The 16,481-nt window shown below is 61.0% G+C and carries 17 protein-coding genes; 15 read left to right on the forward strand and 2 right to left on the reverse strand.

The window, feature by feature from the left end:
• Positions 1-194: 194 nt before the first annotated feature.
• The 5 genes from GY24_RS04110 to GY24_RS18010 all read left to right on the forward strand — a co-directional run bounded on the left by GY24_RS04110 (position 195) and on the right by GY24_RS18010 (position 6,067).
• Complete coding sequence (locus tag GY24_RS04110) at positions 195-554, forward strand: helix-turn-helix domain-containing protein (protein ID WP_104474495.1); 360 nt, start codon at positions 195-197, stop codon at positions 552-554.
• An 86-nt stretch (positions 555-640) separates the two neighbouring features.
• Positions 641-2,434 (forward strand): ATP-binding protein, encoded by a 1,794-nt coding sequence (locus GY24_RS04115; RefSeq protein WP_104474496.1) that lies wholly within the window; start codon positions 641-643, stop codon positions 2,432-2,434.
• 198 nt (positions 2,435-2,632) lie between these two features.
• Positions 2,633-3,373, forward strand: a complete 741-nt coding sequence (locus tag GY24_RS04120) for a protein kinase family protein (RefSeq protein ID WP_104474497.1) — start codon at positions 2,633-2,635, stop codon at positions 3,371-3,373.
• 293 nt (positions 3,374-3,666) lie between these two features.
• On the forward strand, positions 3,667-5,331 hold the full coding sequence (locus GY24_RS04125; RefSeq protein WP_233279185.1) for an Eco57I restriction-modification methylase domain-containing protein: 1,665 nt from the start codon (positions 3,667-3,669) through the stop codon (positions 5,329-5,331).
• Complete coding sequence (locus GY24_RS18010; protein WP_233279186.1) at positions 5,318-6,067, forward strand: hypothetical protein; 750 nt, start codon at positions 5,318-5,320, stop codon at positions 6,065-6,067. Before GY24_RS04125 ends, GY24_RS18010 begins: the two co-directional genes overlap by 14 nt.
• 71 nt (positions 6,068-6,138) lie before the next feature.
• On the opposite strand, the gene GY24_RS04135 is transcribed toward GY24_RS18010, so the two are convergent.
• On the reverse strand, positions 6,139-7,527 hold the full coding sequence (locus GY24_RS04135) for a hypothetical protein (RefSeq protein WP_104474499.1): 1,389 nt from the start codon (positions 7,525-7,527) through the stop codon (positions 6,139-6,141).
• Between the two features lie 296 nt (positions 7,528-7,823).
• Here GY24_RS04135 and GY24_RS04140 point away from each other — a divergent pair, with 296 nt between their 5' ends.
• The 6 genes from GY24_RS04140 (at position 7,824) to GY24_RS04160 (ending at position 11,790) form a co-directional block, all read left to right on the forward strand.
• On the forward strand, positions 7,824-8,342 hold the full coding sequence (locus GY24_RS04140) for a hypothetical protein (protein WP_133161102.1): 519 nt from the start codon (positions 7,824-7,826) through the stop codon (positions 8,340-8,342).
• Positions 8,343-8,584: 242 nt separating this feature from the next.
• Positions 8,585-9,031, forward strand: coding sequence for a hypothetical protein (locus GY24_RS04145; protein ID WP_133161103.1), 447 nt, complete (start codon positions 8,585-8,587; stop codon positions 9,029-9,031).
• Between the two features lie 1,081 nt (positions 9,032-10,112).
• Entirely contained in the window at positions 10,113-11,024 is a 912-nt protein-coding gene (locus GY24_RS04150) for a metallophosphoesterase family protein (protein WP_104474502.1), read from the forward strand.
• Positions 11,017-11,175, forward strand: coding sequence for a hypothetical protein (locus GY24_RS17610; RefSeq protein ID WP_161498681.1), 159 nt, complete (start codon positions 11,017-11,019; stop codon positions 11,173-11,175). Before GY24_RS04150 ends, GY24_RS17610 begins: the two co-directional genes overlap by 8 nt.
• Positions 11,175-11,525 carry a hypothetical protein gene (locus GY24_RS04155; protein ID WP_104474503.1) on the forward strand — a complete coding sequence of 117 codons (351 nt, stop codon included), beginning with the start codon at positions 11,175-11,177 and terminating at the stop codon, positions 11,523-11,525. Before GY24_RS17610 ends, GY24_RS04155 begins: the two co-directional genes overlap by 1 nt.
• A 34-nt stretch (positions 11,526-11,559) precedes the next feature.
• A complete protein-coding gene (locus GY24_RS04160) occupies positions 11,560-11,790 on the forward strand; it encodes a hypothetical protein (protein WP_104474504.1) in 231 nt (76 codons plus the stop codon).
• 794 nt (positions 11,791-12,584) lie between these two features.
• Here GY24_RS04160 and GY24_RS04165 read toward each other — a convergent pair.
• Positions 12,585-12,923, reverse strand: coding sequence for a hypothetical protein (locus GY24_RS04165; RefSeq protein WP_104474505.1), 339 nt, complete (start codon positions 12,921-12,923; stop codon positions 12,585-12,587).
• A 666-nt stretch (positions 12,924-13,589) separates the two neighbouring features.
• Between GY24_RS04165 and GY24_RS17430 the strand changes: the two genes are divergently transcribed.
• From GY24_RS17430 to GY24_RS17445, 4 genes are read left to right on the forward strand one after another with little or no spacing between them, the layout of a single operon-like run.
• Complete coding sequence (locus tag GY24_RS17430) at positions 13,590-13,865, forward strand: hypothetical protein (protein WP_133161104.1); 276 nt, start codon at positions 13,590-13,592, stop codon at positions 13,863-13,865.
• Positions 13,858-14,268, forward strand: a complete 411-nt coding sequence (locus GY24_RS17435) for a plasmid mobilization protein (protein WP_133161105.1) — start codon at positions 13,858-13,860, stop codon at positions 14,266-14,268. The genes GY24_RS17430 and GY24_RS17435 overlap by 8 nt, the downstream gene beginning before the upstream one ends.
• The gene (locus GY24_RS17440; protein WP_133161106.1) at positions 14,268-15,641 is read left to right on the forward strand and encodes a relaxase/mobilization nuclease domain-containing protein; all 1,374 of its coding nucleotides are present in this window, start codon (positions 14,268-14,270) and stop codon (positions 15,639-15,641) included. Before GY24_RS17435 ends, GY24_RS17440 begins: the two co-directional genes overlap by 1 nt.
• Positions 15,625-16,155: a hypothetical protein gene (locus GY24_RS17445; RefSeq protein WP_133161107.1), complete on the forward strand. Its 531-nt coding sequence runs from the start codon at positions 15,625-15,627 to the stop codon at positions 16,153-16,155. Before GY24_RS17440 ends, GY24_RS17445 begins: the two co-directional genes overlap by 17 nt.
• The last annotated feature ends 326 nt before the right edge of the window (positions 16,156-16,481 follow it).

Here is a 16,481-nt window from a genome sequence, read left to right on the forward strand (position 1 = left end):
AGGCCGTTGCTTCGCAAAGCTGACAGATTGCCCTGTGTAGTAAACGTCAAGTTGTATTAATCGCACACAATCGATACCATCGGACTACAAGCGGTTGCAATCACGCCACAGTCCCACTCCTTGAATCTCATATGGTGGCAGCAACCTCCGATTCCGGACTGCAGGACAGAAGGAACTCCACTTGAGAGGTCCCCATGTGCACTGCAACTACGACTCTGCCCCAGACCCTTCGCCTGTCGAACGCTGATGACCCGTTGCTTTCGTTGCGTGCGGCATCTGAACGCGGTTGGCCACACCCGCACACGTTACGGAGGTACGTTCACGATGGGCGCCTCCCGGCAGTGAAAGTTGGCAAGCAGTTCATGGTGCGTGAGTCTGACCTCGATCGTCTGGCAGCACCAGTGCTCGCGATGAGTGACCTCGTTGAAGCGCATCCGTCTGAACCCAACACCCTCGACGACCTCGCAGTGATGGCCGCACAGATGGTCACGACTTGGCCACGCCTGAGCGTGGAGCGAAAAGCGGAGCTCAGTCGGCTACTCGCCGCTTCCTGACGTTCGATACCCCATATAAAACGTTAGGGCCGCCGAGCTGTAACTCGACGACCCTGACACGGCAGATCTGCAAAGGAGATCTCCTGATGTCTACTTCAATCCTATCCGAAGACGACTTCGAGGCCCAGAGTTCTGGCAAACGGTCAGCAGCGCAGCAGCTCGTCGACTTGGCCCTCGATGAGTACAATCTCGGCGTCGATTTGGACGGCAAAGCTTTTGGCGTTCGAAAGGGCGGACATATCGCTATTCCGCTCGTCGGGAGCAAGCGTTCCGTTCGCAAAGAGGTCGGCGGACTGTTCCGTCGCAAGACCCGGCGCACCGCCTCGCAGAACGCGCTGAGCGACGCGATGAGCGCACTGGAGTACGAAGCTGACGACCCGGGTGACCCGGTCGCTCCCACGAAGCTTCACATGCGCGCATCTCGTACCAGTGATGACGAGATCTTCATCGACCTCGGTGATGCAACGGAGCAAGTCGTTCGCGTAACCCCGGACGGCTGGGAAGTTCTCAACGGTTACGCTGAGATCCCCGTGCTGTTCCGACGCACTAACGTGACGGCGGCTTTGCCCACACCCACACGCAACGGGAGCCTGGATCCTCTGTGGGAGTTCGTTAATCTCCCCTCTGCAGCCGACCGGGAGTTGATTACCGGTTGGCTGATCGCAGCGGTAATCCTGATCGGCCTTCCCTGCCCGATACTTGCACTGTTGGGTGAGCAAGGTACCGCCAAGACCAGCAGCGCACGGCGCATCTTCTCGCTCTTCGACCCGACGGCCGCAGCAGTCCGACGGCCTCCGAGCGACGCTGACCGGTTGCTCCATGCCGGCGCCCACTCCCGCAGCGTGATCTTCGACAACCTGTCCTCGATCCCTCGCTGGTTGTCCGACGGCCTGTGCCGCTACGTGACCGGTGAGTCTGACGTGGATCGCTCGCTCTACACAGACGACGACGCCCGCATCATCCAGGTCCAGGGTGTTCTGGGATTCACTGGAATCGACGTAGGAAGTCTTGCCGGCGACCTGGCAGAACGTTGCGTGTGGGGCGATCTCGAGGTGATTCCTGCCACCGGGCGTCGCTCAGAGCGGGAGCTCAACGCTGCTTGGGACGAGGTGTACCCGTCGATGGTCGGCGGCCTGCTAGATCTCGTCGTGCTGACTCTGCAGAAACTACCCAAGGTCCACCTCGCTGAGAAGCCCCGTATGGCTGACTTCGCAGAGGTACTCGCTGCGCTCGATCTCGCCACGGGATCAAGCAGTCTGGACCACTACATACAGGCGCAACAGTCCGTGGCCGAGGACATAGTACGCACGGACAAGTTCCTTGGCGCGATCATCGGAAAGATCACCGAACGATGGGTTGGGACTGGCAAGGAGCTGTACACGCTGTTGCCGCGGCCAAGTGACGACAAGTTTTGGCCAGAGCAACGAGGTATCAGCGGCAAGATGCGTCGCGTCGCCCCAGACCTCCGCAAGGCCGGCTGGACCGTCCAGGAGATCAAGCCAGATCCGGCCAGCAAGCGACCCAAGACATGGATTCTCGTTCCGCCAGATACCCATATCACCGACGCCGAGATCGCCACCGCGCAGTTTGCGCGTGAGCTGTGCGACTTGGACGTCAAGGAGTGGACTGAGCGTGTGCTCGCTGACGGAGCAACGTCGAGCTGTGCGCATGAGCACGGCACCTACCACCGCATGGGATCTGACTTCCTTTGCAAGAAGACGGGGTGCACCGCGCGGTGGAGGCCGGGGTACCAAGCCCTAGTCGAGCGGTCCAAAGCCCTTGATGCGCGCCTGATGACCGAGCTAGAGCGTCTCAGTCTGACGGTTCTGGCGTTCGACCAGATCATCGCCGATCGCGCAAACGACGACGTTGCTGCTTGACCCGACATCCAAATCACTGCGAGATAAGAGCCCGCCTCCCGCGCACCCGCGGGGGCGGGCTCTTCCCTTTCCTGGCGGTGACTTCACTCCAGTTCCTCCCGGTCGTCCAACCTGCCGGCCTCAGGCCAGCCATGAGAACTATCTAGCGCGCAGCGCGCAGTATGTGCGAGTGTCAGCTGGGTAGTACAGGATGGGCTCGTGACCGATCTCGAGAACCTAGTGCCGCCACATGAACCCGCCGAGGACTTCTTCGTCTTTGCTGGGAAAGCAGCCCTCAATCTCGTCCCAGTCGTTGGGCCCCTCGCCGCGGAGACTCTTGCTCACGCGCTTGAGACCCGACAGGCAGAGCGGCAGCATGAGTTCAATATCGCGATTGCGAAGTCCCTGACAGACGCCATAGTTCGACTCGATGGGACGGCGACAATTGAGGACGTCGTGGGATCCGATGACTTCATTGCCGCCGTCACCCGCGCACAACGTGCTGCCGCAGAGACCGCAAGTCAGCAGAAGCGCCAGCGGCTCGCTGCTGCCGTCGCTAACGGTGGCTCTTGGGCACCGTTCTCTATAAGTGAGCGCGAACAGTTCACTCGGCTCGTCGGTGAATTCGACGAGCTCCACATCTGGCTGCTGCACTACTTCACCGATCCCGCCGCATGGCTCCAATCACGAGGGCTCTACGACCAGCACTCCAACATCATGATGGGCGGGATCTCCAGCCCGCTCGGTTCCGCACTCGGCGTGGAGGAGCGGGTCTGGCGTTCCGCCGTTACTCAAGCAATTGCTGACATAGAGCGCGCCGGACTTGGCGCAGTCCCGCTGACCACGACGATGGGCGTCGACGGGATCTTCGCACCACGCACCTCGGAGAAGGGCCGGCGGTTTCTCGCGTTCATCAACGAGCCCGACTCCCTCGCGGCCGAGCCGCCCGCGTCGCTCTGATGACTAGCGACGAAGTCGATTTCGACCGTCTTCCGCCCGGCCGCGACTGCCCTGAGTGCAACCAGCCACTTGAGCCAGGCCCCATCGACGACTCTCTCCAGCTGGTTTGGCTCTGCCCCTCGCACGGCATGGTTCACCGAACCATATGATCCGTTCGAAGAGCACTGACACTCTCTCGCCCGGTCTGACCGCATATGCCTCAGCTCGCTTGCCGTCCCGCTTGGTGGCCCGGAAGCGCACACGTTGGTGCGTCGCTGGTAATCAATGTCAGTCCCTCAAGACAGAATGGAACCATGCCAATGCACCTTGCACCAGTCCCGGACACTCCGGAGATCCGCAAGGCTCGCGGCGCATTCTTCACTCCCGAACGGATCGCCGCATTCGTCGTCAATTGGGCAATCCGCAGTGCCGACGACACGGTCCTGGAGCCCTCTTGCGGGGAGGCGGCGTTCCTCACTCACGCGGTTGAGAAGCTCGCCACGTACAACACTGGACCCGCGCGGCCGCCTCGCGTCGACGGGGTAGAAATTCACGTTGCATCCGCCGCCGAAGCCCGCCGCCTAGTGCGTGAGGCTGGGGGCGATCCGCAGATCGAAACGAACGACTTCTTCCTCGTTGAGCCAAGCGGAACCTACTCTGCGGTGATCGGAAATCCTCCTTACATCCGCTACCAGGACTTCTCCGGCGACGCACGCACGCGATCTCGCGAAGCGGCGCTCAAAGCTGGCGTCAACCTCTCAGGTCTCGCGTCTTCGTGGGCAGCGTTTACTGTCCATTCCGCGCTCATGCTCAAGCGCGGTGGGCGCTTGGGCCTAGTGATCCCAGCCGAGCTCCTGTCGGTTAATTACGCCGCCGAGGTGCGCAAGTTCCTCATGGATCGTTTCGCCAAGGTCGACCTCGTGCTTTTCACCGAGCGAGTCTTCGCCGAAGCACAAGAGGATGTCGTTCTTTTGCTCGCCGAGGGCTTCGACGAGGGCAGTGCGAAACACATGTCGATCTACCAAGCGCAGAATGCTGCGGCTCTCGACGAGACGCTTGCCGCGACGACGTGGACACCGAAGAACTCCGCCGACAAGTGGACACCCTCGCTTCTGAGCGCCGCCGCACTCTCTGCGTACAACTCACTCCTCGACACGAGCTTCACTACGCTCCATGAGTGGGGCGAGACGACGCTCGGCATGGTGACTGGCAACAACCGGTATTTCACCATGTCGCCACAGGAAGCCGCCGATCAAGGCATCCCTCGCTCCGAACTGCTCAAGCTGTCCCCTCCTGGCAGCAGTCATCTTCGAGGACTGATGTTTTCCGACGATGCGTGGCGCGCGATGGGCAAGAAGGGCGCAGCGACCTACCTACTGCGCCCAAGCGGCACACCGTCCGAGGCTGCGCAGAGGTACTTTGACGCGGGTGAGATCGCAAAGGTCGACCAGGCGTACAAGTGCCGCGTGCGAAAGCCGTGGTGGCGGGTGCCACTCGTCAAGACAGCCGACCTGTTCCTGACTTATATGAACGCCGATACTCCCCGCATCACGACGAATGAAGCGGGTGCTCTGCACCTGAACTCGATCCACGGTATCTACCTCAACGAGCAGCACCGCGATCTCGGTCGTCAGCTACTCCCACTCGCTTCGCTCACGTCGATGACACTCGTCGGCGCGGAGACAGTGGGACGCGCCTACGGGGGTGGAATGCTCAAGATCGAGCCCCGCGAGGCCGACCGGCTTCCTGTCCCGCGACCCGAGGTCGTAGAAGCTGCTCGGGAGAAGCTGGTGGCGTTGCGTCCGCAGTTGGCGTCTCGGCTTCGATACGGTCAGCTTTTGGAGGCAGCAAAGCTGGTTGACGACGTACTGCTAATTGGAGAGCTTGGAATGGCGCGATCAGAAGTTAGAGCACTCCGGGACGCATACTCAGAACTTTCAGCGCGCCGCACATCAAGGGGTCGACGTGTCCAGATTTGAGGGTCGTCTTCTCGCCGCCGTGAAAGCAGCGGGCGTGAAGCCCGCTGACACTGACACCCAGGCGAACAAGAAGAACTGGAACCAGCGCCTCAGCGACAACTTGGCACAAGCTATCGCCGCCGAACTTCGCGATCGCGGCATGGACAACGTCCTGCCCGCAGAACCGGGCCAGCTCGGATCAAGCGGTGCTGAGCGCCGTCTATCTGGGGGCATCGGCGCCAAGAAGGTAGACGTCTCGTGGGCGACCGAGGAATCTGGGCTGATCTTCGCCGTTAGTGTGAAGACGATCATGTGGCGCGACAGCGCGACCAGAAATTACCAGAAGAACCTCACTAACCGTCGCGGTGACATGCTCATCGAATCCGTCACGCTCCACCGCCGGTTTCCGTATGCGGTGCTCGCGGCGTTCATGTTTTTCGACGTGGGGGCCGAAACCGACGACCGCTCAGCGGATGGGGCACAAAAGAAGCGAAAGAGCACTTTCCGCAACGCTTTCCCGAGGTTGCGCCTGTTCACGGGTCGGAACGACCCAGCCGGTCGGGAAGAGCAGTTCGAGAAGTTCTTCGTCTTCTTACTCGACTCCAATCCGTTCAATCCGTCAATTCGCGCATTCGAGGTCAATGACCACGAGACCGGTGTGGACATCGACAAGGCACTCGACGAGATGATCGAGCTCGTTGGCGAACGGAACTTCGACCTCTACGACGGCACGGACGGCAAGATCACAAAGATCTAGCGTTGATTCCCGCGTTTCGCGAGTCTCGACGAGCAGGTCACACATCCTGTCGTGATCTCCAGTCACACCCTCTAGAACGGCAAATTGGAGAACCCGACTGCTCTGGCGACGCCGTCTGCCTCTGGAGACAAGTCGTTCAGCTCGGGATCCTCGTCGTCCTGCCACTCCGTTCGCACCGCGACAATCAACTCTCTGTCCTTCGACTGAAGGAGCTTCTTGAACGCTTTGGATCTTGCGCCGGCGGTGCCGACGAAGCCGCGCGAAACTAGTTGAGCGAACGTCGTCCGATCGACGTACTTGGCGTTGTCGTAAGTGAGACGGAAACCTCCCCGCGGGCCTACTTTAAACGTGTCCTCCTCGACGGCGAGGCGGAGCCAGTCGGCAGGGACGTACATACCCTTGAGCGTCTTATTGTCGAGCTTTCTGCCCGCGTCACCGCGAACAAACTTGAACCAGAATGGCGTGCCGAACGCTCTCCAGTCGGCCGCCAACTTCGCCACCTGACGACCCATGGGCATGAGAGCAAGCTGCTTGGTTATCTCACCCTTACGGGCATAAGCCCACTCGTGCCCATTGTGCGGATCGTTGGACTTGAACTTCTCGAGTCGTTTGTACTGGACGAACGTGAACGCATCGTGGACCTGATCCCAGTACAGGAGGTCCACACCAAGTTCGAGTTCGATCGGCTTCTTGTTGACCGACATCACCATCAGTTTGTCCCCGCCATTCTTGTCGATGAACACTGCGACGCTCGCCGCCCGCTGATCACCGACCAGTTTTCCGTCGAAGCGCTGAAGATCGAGTGGCAGGAGTTCCTCCTCCAGGTCATGCTCGTATCCCGCGTTGAGCACAGTCTGCAGGAGCGTCTCGTTCGCGGATTCCGACGGCGGCGACACGAAGGCGTCGGCTGGCAGCTCGATGTTTGCCATCTGCGCAGCAAGTTGGACAGCGTCCTTGGCCTCAACACGAGATTGCTGGACGCCCTCGGGGAACTCGCGTGCATCTCCGAGCACGGCGGCGATCCATTCCCTGAGCGTGGGATCGAACGCCTCGAGGTGCTTGACCAGCGCCTGCGCCGTCTCGGCCGAGAGGAGTCGCGAGTGAAAGTCGGGCGGTATCTTTCCGAGAGCAACAGGCTTCCTCTGTAGGTCAGCCACCGGCACAGCAGCGGGAAGCCGATAGATCGGTGTGAGCGTCGCTCTCACAAGCCCACTTGCTACCCCTGCAACGCCCCGAACCAGGGCGAGCGCGACAATCGAATCACCGACAGCGCCATCTTCCTCGTCCTCAGAGCTTTCGTGCACCGCAATGCAGATCGCACCGACTGTCGGCGCCGCGTCCTTGTCGAATCCTTCCGAGATACGCGAGGCGCTCTGGTACCTGATCCGGTTCGCCCCCTTGGATCGAAAGATGTGGAAGGGCGCGGTCAAGGTGAGAACTGAAGGAGCAGCGTCTGGCATGGGCACATTCAAGCAGATCGGGATCGCGCGTCGTCTGACGCGGTTCACCTATCGACACCCACGGCTCCTGAGAGCCCACGGTGTCGACTAGCGCGACTGGCGCAGCGACACAACCACCGCCACCCCCTCGCCATAAAAATCACGCAAGCATTGTGTTTTGCAAAGGGCTCCACTATGTTAAATATAAATCAAGCACAAGCCAGTCCTTTTCTGGCTCGCATCAGGAGGAGTAAATCATCATGACAATAAATTTCAAGCTAGGCGATGTGCAGCCGCGTGACCCTCAGAAGGACCCCATGTCACGCACTTGGGTTGGCTGGGATCCCACCCTCTCACCCAAGGCCAATTTCGCGCAGAATCGCGGAGTCTGGGCCCTTGGTCGACGCGTGCACAAAGTGAAGATCGCGACCTACTCGTACAACTCAGAAGTGGCCATGGTCGTCAAACTCGACCGCAAGGGCGGGAAGATCGAGTTCGACGAGTTCCCGGACCTGGAGGGCGGCCGGACGAAGTTCGCACTTCGTGGAAAGGTGCTCGGCCCTGGTGACGCTGACTACGACGCACTGATCGGCACCACCGTCGACAGCTTCCGCAACCCTGTCACCTACCCGCTTCGTCCATTGGATACGCCCCGCACATGTGGCTGCGGATGCGGCGAGGAGGTCGCCGACAGTCGCGATTTTCTCCCCGGGCACGATCAGCGCGCGGTTCACGAACGCATCGCCCAGGAATGGGGCACCACTCTCGGCTTCATCGAGTGGTTTGATGCAACCTATGGCGCTCCTGGCGAAACCGACCTGGAAGCCGCCAGCTAGGGACTGGGTCGTTGGCCTCAGCCGAGAGCATCAGCTCACGCAGCAAATCAGCAGCCTCGTTGTCACAATTCCTGACACGGGGCTGCTGTGCCCCTACGCGCCCTTCAACCCTCTTTTCAACTCAACACCATCTCACTTCAAGGGGCTGGTATTCAGCACCGGATAATCGCACTTATCCGCACTATTCGGCGAGAGCCCTCTTTTCCGGGTTTCAGCGTCGAGACAGGGAAAGCCGATCCTTCATGGCGGTCAATCATTTGCCCGCCGACGGCCCGATCTCGGCCATACAGCCGTTTGTGAGACATCCAACTATTCTTAGCGTCACGGCAGCTGGTGCCGCGGACCGACCTGTGGCCCCCTTCCCGATCTTGAGACGAGAGGTCAAAGCGATGTATGTGGGCACGCTGACGATGGGTCAAGAGACGTGGCTGGCGAAGCTCGAAGCGTCTATGCCCGGATCGCAGATCGTTGCTTGCGACGTCGTTGAAATTTCCGACCTATGGATGCCAGCCGAGAAGGTCAGCACAGCCCGACGCAGGCTTCTCGAGCTCTACTTCGACGCCAACGGATGGCGACGCTGGCGGGACCTGTCATACCCGGGCCAGGTGAACCAAGGCGTGGCCTTATCCTCCAAACAGGCCCTACGCACCTACGACGACGTCGTCGTCACGTTCCTCCCAGAGGAGTGATCTCCCATCCGGTGCGGCGGTCGGGTCAGCCGCCACAGAGACAGCAATGACCGGGAAGGCCGGCCCGGACCCCTCGCGCGCCGACAGGAAGAGCCCATCCAGTTGGGCGAGACCTTGTTGTTTCCGGTTCAGAGTCGCGATAAATCACGGCGAAACGGGAACAGTCGGAGCTTTCAGCACCAACATCGGCGGGGCGAGAATCCCAGCCACTCGACGGAAAAGCACCGGGACGCTGTCTCGAAGGCGCGGCATATTCGTGACTGTGATTTCTCTGGGAACTTAGAGTCCTTGATTGCCCCTTGGAGCCCCGTTACTAGCCCGAACTGGTGACAACGTCGCGGTCCCCTTTTGTTGGTCTCCGAGCAAATTCTGCCTTTCAGAAACACAGAAGAACGCCCCAGGGGACCGCTTGCACGCGAAAAGCGGCCTCCACGCCTTCCCGCTAACCTGCTTGCTTATGACCCGTCTGCCACCTGATTCCAACAAAGTTCTTAGGTTGGGACGAGGCGAGCGCGGTTACCGCTGTCACCGAGAACCCTCTCGACGCAATCGAAGTCTCTGGCCGTCTACATTTCCCCACCTGGCAGTTCTGCGCTGGCTTCCCAGGGCAGATCCCTCCGGACTTTCCCTCTGTGATCGAAGCAATCCGTCCGAGGCGGGATTGGCAGAGCGCCGCAGGGTTCATGACAAGGCCACAATCGGGTCTCGTCGCGTATGGGCGCAAACTCCGGTGGAGTGGCTCCGTAAAGGCGTGGATAACAAAGCAGTCAAGGAACTGGTCGAGTCTTCAAAAGGGTCGTAGAAGCCTCACAAATGCACCCAATGCTTGGCTTTGAAATAGAGAAATACTGGAGAAGACGTTGAACATGTGGCGCGAGGTCTGGCCCCCATTTCGGATTGAGCTTGTCGAAGAGACGGCTCGATGTCTGACGAATCAGGGGGCGTCTGCCACTCGCGGGGTGCTCCCCCGCTGGGAGGCACTCACGAGCGAGGAACAACAGAACGCCTTCCATGCTGTCGCTCGTACCTTTCTCGCACAAGATGAGGCAATGCAGAACCTCATCAAGCGAGGACTCGCCCCGTGAACGATGAAGGTTCATCCGGCAAACGCTCGCCGTCCGATTTCACAACCGGCTCGAGGAAAGAGACGCATGTGGTCGTCGCCGGCGACTGGCACGGAAACTTCGACTGGATCGGTAAAGCCATCCCGTCAGTTGCCCGCGAGACCTCCGGCGTGCGAACGATCTTGCACGCCGGCGACTTTGGAATCTGGTCCGGCGCGCGAGGTCGCAATTTCCTCGACGCTGTCGACTTCTGGTGCGACAGGGCCGCGATCTCTCGCGTGCTTGTCACCCCAGGGAACCATGAGGACTGGAATTGGCTCGAGAGGGAGTTCAATGCGCGGCCGGGCAAGCCGGTAGAGCTGAGCAAGACAGTTGAGGTACTCCCCCGCGGCTACCGATTCGAGATTGGCAACCGGATGTTCGTATCATTCGGCGGTGCAGCCTCCGTCGACTTCGAGTTGCGAAAACCGGGCATCGACTGGTTCCCGAGTGAGTTGCCAACGGAACAGGACGTACTGCGTGCCATCAGCGGTGGTCCTGCAGATGTCCTGCTCACGCATGAAACGATCGACGGGGGAACCCCGGCTTCCGAGGCCGTGCTTAGCAGCAACCCAATGAGTTGGAGTGCTGATGCGCTGCGCTACTCAGGTCGATCGCGCGAGCTCGTCACAAAGGTCTGGGCCGGTGTCGCCCCGAAGTTGCTTGCCCATGGGCATATGCACGCGGCTGACTGCACGACACTCGGCTCTGGGCAGCAGATCGTTTCGCTCGGCTGTGACGGCCAGTCCAAGAATCTCGCTCTACTCGAGCTTTCGACGCTGAACTGGCAATGGCTGAATGGTCCACCAAAGCCGCCACGGGTTCGGCGCACAAGAGACTGGGAGACCCAGTTCATGACAAGACCAAAGATCGAGGAAACCGATGGCTGAACCGGAAAAATCTGAGGTGATCGAGACTTCAGCCGACCCGCAGGAAAGTCACCGCGAGATTGTTGCATACGGCGCAGCCAAAGCAGCAGAGAACGGCGAGTTCCTGCGCCGCGGCATCCTGATTCAAACTTTTACGTTGGAGAGCGAGTAGTGACCGGCGACCGACTCGATGTCCGCGAGATCACGCGCCGCCTGAACGCAGCGCTCGGCGGCACTCTCGTCGCCACTCTCGCCGGGTCGAAGGACAGCAAGATCACCCACAAGTGGGCGAAGGAAGGTGGCCCCGCGCCGCGCGCCGAGGCAGTCCGTCGACTGGCGTTCGCCTACGAGCAGTTGCAGAAGGTCGTCGAGGCTGAGGGCGAGCATGTCGCACGCCTCTGGTTCATCGGCGCCAACCCCTGGCTCGACTACGACACACCTGTGAACGCGATCCGCGAAGGTCGTCTGGAAGAGGTCGCCCGCGCCGCGCAGGCGCTGGTCGACGACGCGTTCAGCGCTTGACCATGAACCGAAGCAAACAGGTCATGCTGGACGCATGAGCAAAGCTGAACGTCTCCCGGCCGCCGACATACACGTCGGTGATCTGGTCACCCTGCAGAACGGCACTGGGTACCGGGTGCGCGAGGTGACGCCCTCGGCGTTGGACAAGGTTATCCGACTCGGCGCTCTCGTCGAGGTGACTGTGCCAGGAGGTCCAGAGCTCGGCCGCCGCTTCACCATCGGAAAGCAGACCGGGACGATGGTGCTGGTCGAGCGCGCCAGCTAGTTATCCACAGTTCTTGCCGAATAATCCGCTAGCGGGCTCATTCGCCCACATTGACGGATGCCCTTCTCCTACAATTGAGGAGTCGGCATTCGCGCCTTGAGGGGGCCGGCGGGAGATGTTTACGCCAGTAGGTTCTCCCGGGCAAGATAAAAGCCCAGACTTCGCAGGTCTGGGCTCTTGCTCACCGAGTGGTGCGCGAGGGAAGTGGATTCCCCTGTAATAACTACTAGGAATCCTACGTGTGTTGGGTTGCAATTGCAATCCAAAGGCACCCCCTTGGGGACGCCTCATTGGCTCACGCCTCTGGACATATCGAAGCAGCACCCTTCGGACCCGTGTCTGGCCACGTTCGAAGGAGTTCCACCGATGAACACAGGTAACTGTTCTCATTGTGGTGCCGCTTCGCGTAAGCGTTTCGTGATTGGGGTAGCTGTCAAGACAGCTGTCGTTGCAATCATGGCATTCGCCCGCGAGTGGTTGACTGACCTCTTCTAGGCAGTCGGGGCTCGTCACTTTCGGGTGGCGGGCCCTCCCTCAACTCGGGCGCCGGTTATGACGGTGACTCCCGCCATCCCGGCAAACGCTCGTCGAGCAACATCTGCCGCTCGCTGGTCATCCAGCTGCGGCCGCTCCGAGCAGCCTCGCGCTACGCCGTGACCCAAGGTCCCGGATGCTTGCTGCCCCGCGGAACTACCCCTGTGGCACCGAGCACGAACGCTGCATCGCTGAGGTAGCCCATCCACTTTGCCTCGTTCATCGCCACGTCGCAAAACGTCCAACGCCTGATGGCCCGATCAACACGCCTCGATCTCGGCACGAACGTTGTCGATCTGCTTCTCGAACGACGGCACCCACCGCGTCAGCGCCGGGAGGTCATCCCATCGCACCACCAGTGTGAATCCGGGCTTCTTCCGCTTCCCGATGGTCAGCACCTCGACCCGAACGAAATACGGAATCTCCAGCGTGTCAAAGTGCTCGCTGAGCTCGGGAATCCCGTTGCCCCACTCCGTTGACGCGCGCTCGTCTCGCCAGATGCAAAACTGGCCATCGGGTTCAAACCACATGCCGCTCTTGAGGGTCAACGTGCCGACGATCTTTCGCTGCGCTGCGCGCTGCTCCGGGGTGAGGGCCATGGGCTCCACGCTAGGGGAAGTTCGCGCTCGCAGATGCCGTTGGCCAAGATCACGACGATCCAATCCCGATGGCGGGGCTTCTTCGTGCGGGTCTGGAGTGGGCGGCCAGTGACCACGATGTGACCACTCACTGGTCGCTACCCGCCCTGCATTCCCGTGGTGGCCGCGGAGTGGGCAAGCGCGGACCACGGTGTGGCCACGACGTGACTCCTACTGCCCTGGCAATCAGCGGGTGGGCCACTAAGTGACCACTGAGCGGCCAGGTTCTGGCCACGCTTCTGCTTCGCGGGCGACCGATGTGGTTGCGTAACGGCCGTTTTGGCAAGCTTCGACGGGTCGATTTGCATGCGCTTGACGATGAGCGTCGAGGTACGCGCACCGCCGGGCTCCACCCGAGTACGCTCATCGCCGTCGCGCGTGGCGCAGATTCTGCCAACTTGTCGGCGGCAGAGTCTGCGCTGGTGCTCGCCGCGAGGGCGAGTACCTCAAGCCCGCAGGGCGCCCTTCAGGTGGGGTCGAGGGGAGGGCGAAGCTCTCCCCCGCAAGCTCATTTGAGGAACACGAGCGCCAGCGATGTATGACGAAAATGTTGCTTGCGTGATGATGGTAACCATAGAGTAGTTGGTAGTAATTTTGTAGCAAACGACAAGGGGGGGATGCGGAGAAATGACTACCACGACCATCACCTGCGGTACTCCGATTGGGAGTGCGCGGCTCACCGTGGGAACCGACGAAGTCGGGGCGGAACTGGTGATGTCGCGTGCCACCGATCGGAGTACCGCACCGACGACGCTCGCCAGAGAGACGGAGCTTGGTGCCCCGCCGACGACGCTCGCCAGAGCAACGGAGTTCGGTGGCGACATCGGAAGCATCTCGGGATGCTTCCGGAAGGCAGAGCTCGCACCGGTCCCGCTGCAACTGAAGTGGGCCAATCATGGCTAATCCGATTGCAGATACGCGGCGACCGAATCGCAGGCGCATTGTGAGTGTTCGCCTCAACGAAGGCGAGCTCGACCGCATTCTCCGTGCAGCGGCACGGGATGGCATAGCCCCTTCGGTGCTCATGCGGGCGGCGGCACTTGACGCGGTCAATGCCGCTCGTCCATCGCCGTCGATGGCAGCTGCGATCGACGTAGCACCGCAGGCACCGGCTCGCGAGCTGGTCGAGCTTCGCACCTCAGTGAACCGCGTTGGCGGGAACGTGAACCAGCTGGCTCGGCTAGGCAATCAAAGTCGGGCACTGGTCATCACTGCAGCCGACGACGAGGCAACCGTGACGGAGCTATTGTCAGATCTGCGAGCTCTGCTCGTGGAAGTGCGCACCCAACTTGGCGGGTACCGCTGATGAGCATCGTTCATGTCAAGCGAATCGCCAAGACCCGTAGCGCCGTCGACTACGAGCTCTACGGAGCGAAGGGCAGCAAGAGGTTTCATACCCACAAGGCCAACGGCACCGATCGCGTCGCGGCGATGACGTGCGACCACCGATCTCCGGAGGAGTTCGTGGCGCGGGCCGAGGCGCTGACCGAGAAGTACGGTCGCAAGATCGAAGCACGCTCAATCATCCAGAGCTTTAAGAACACCGAGTTCGATCCGCGCGATCCCGAGCAAGTACGGCAGGTGAATGAGCTCGGCTACGAGTATGCAAAACGGCTGCACCCCAACTCGGACGTGCTCGTAATCACGCACATCGACGGCCATGGTGGGCATCCCCATAACCACATCAAGGTGATCAACCACGACGACGTGACCAACAAAGCACTGCAGGGAAACCACCTCCATTGGATGGTCGCGAAGGCCAACGATCAGTTGATGCGTGAGCACGAGCTCGAAGTGCTCGAGCGCAAGACCGTCGAGAAGGACGGCCGCAAAGTCACGTCGCGAGACCAAGGCTCATACTGGGAGCAGGATCGCGAGAGCAGCAACCTCTCTGAGTTCGACAAGCAACTCGGCGACAAGATCGAGGACGCCCTGGTCGACTCCCGGTCGGTCGACACCGCTCACTTCCGCGAGGTGCTCGCCGAGAACGGCATCGAGCTTGTCGAAGAGGTCCACAGGATCACGGGCAGTGCAGACGGCGGAACGCCCGCGCACGAGTCGACCGGATGGACATACAAGGGTCTCGACGAGACCGGCCCGAAACGACGCACTCGTCGCCGCAAAGCTTCTTCGCTCTCAAGCGAGTTCACCCATAAGGGCGCGCACGAGGTTTTCAAGTACAACCAGCAGCGCTCACGACAACAGGCGCAGGTGGTTGTACTACCGACGACGATTACAGAGGAGACGGATCATGGGCGCACTTTCGAGAGTTCAGGAATTGCAAGCAGAGGAACAGGAGCAGCAGTCGAACTCGAAGCTGTTCGAGTTGTTGACGTCGATGCAATCGCAGCTGCAGACCGTTCAGGAACAACAGAGCGTGATCGTGGGCACGGTCTCGGACCTAGTGACGGCGCAGAACTTGAGCACGCAGGTGATCGAGCGGCTGTCGACCTCTCGGGAACCCGAGACAAGCTCCGCGGCGCAATCAAGCGAGATCGCGAAGCTGCAGAGCAGCGTCAGCGAGGTCGGCGAGACGGTGAAGCTGCTAAGCGAGGCAGTGACCGGAAGCACGACGGTGAAGCTGGCGGGCGGCGAGACGGTCAAGCAAACCGACCTCTCCGCTTTCGAGCTCAGTCGGAAGACAAACGATCGAGTGGAGGCCATGACATCGAGCGTTGATCAGCTTGCAGTGGCGGTGAAATCGAAGGCACGCGTCAGCGTCGACGCCGACAAGGTCGCAGCCGTCGTCGTAGGACAGGTTGCCGCGGCCAGCGAGAAGCGTGTGGCCGCCCTGTTCGACGCACAAGAGCAGCGCCTCGCTGCCCTGGGCGCCGAGCAGAGCACTCAGGTCGCTATGCGGCTTCAGGAGGCCATAGCGGTGCTTGCGAAGGCCGAAGCACGCATGGAGCGCCTACCTCGTGCCCTCAAGTGGCGGGGCGTTGGGAACGTCGCACTGGCCCTGCTGCCGTTCGCGTTGGTCGCGCTGGTGTTTGCGCAGCTGCTCGACATGGCCGGCGGCATCTTCGGTGTGGGGCCATTGTTCGGATGGGCCTGGGACAGCTTTGCCTCGGTACCCGAGTGGTGGCAGAAGCTCCTGATCGCCCTGACCACGCTCACCTTTGCAGGCGCTGCGATCTGGCTCGTCCTAAAGCTCGGCAAGGTGGTGGCAGAGGCCTACAAGGGCTGGCGTTAATGCTCCGGTGCGGACGCCCCGAACGGACGCTCGCCGTCATGGACGGCCAAGTCGCACGCGTGGGGTCCCGGGTGATGGTGGAATCCGTGCTCGTGCTGGATCATTGTTCGCCTCGGCTGCGGCAAGTAAAGGACCTCGGGCCTGCGCCTATCGTTCCGCGTGCGTAGGCACGTGGGACGAGGATCTCACTGGGGTCATTTGGTGGCGCAACGTCGTTGCGCCACCAAATGGCCCCACTCCTACTCAAGGGGAAAGCCGAGGGATTGTGGCTCTCTGCGAACGCATAACGCAGGGTGTCGCTTTGCAACCTGGTCCGCCTCAATGGG

The sequence above is a fragment of the Microterricola pindariensis genome, assembly GCF_002936985.1.
GTDB lineage: Bacteria > Actinomycetota > Actinomycetes > Actinomycetales > Microbacteriaceae > Microterricola > Microterricola pindariensis.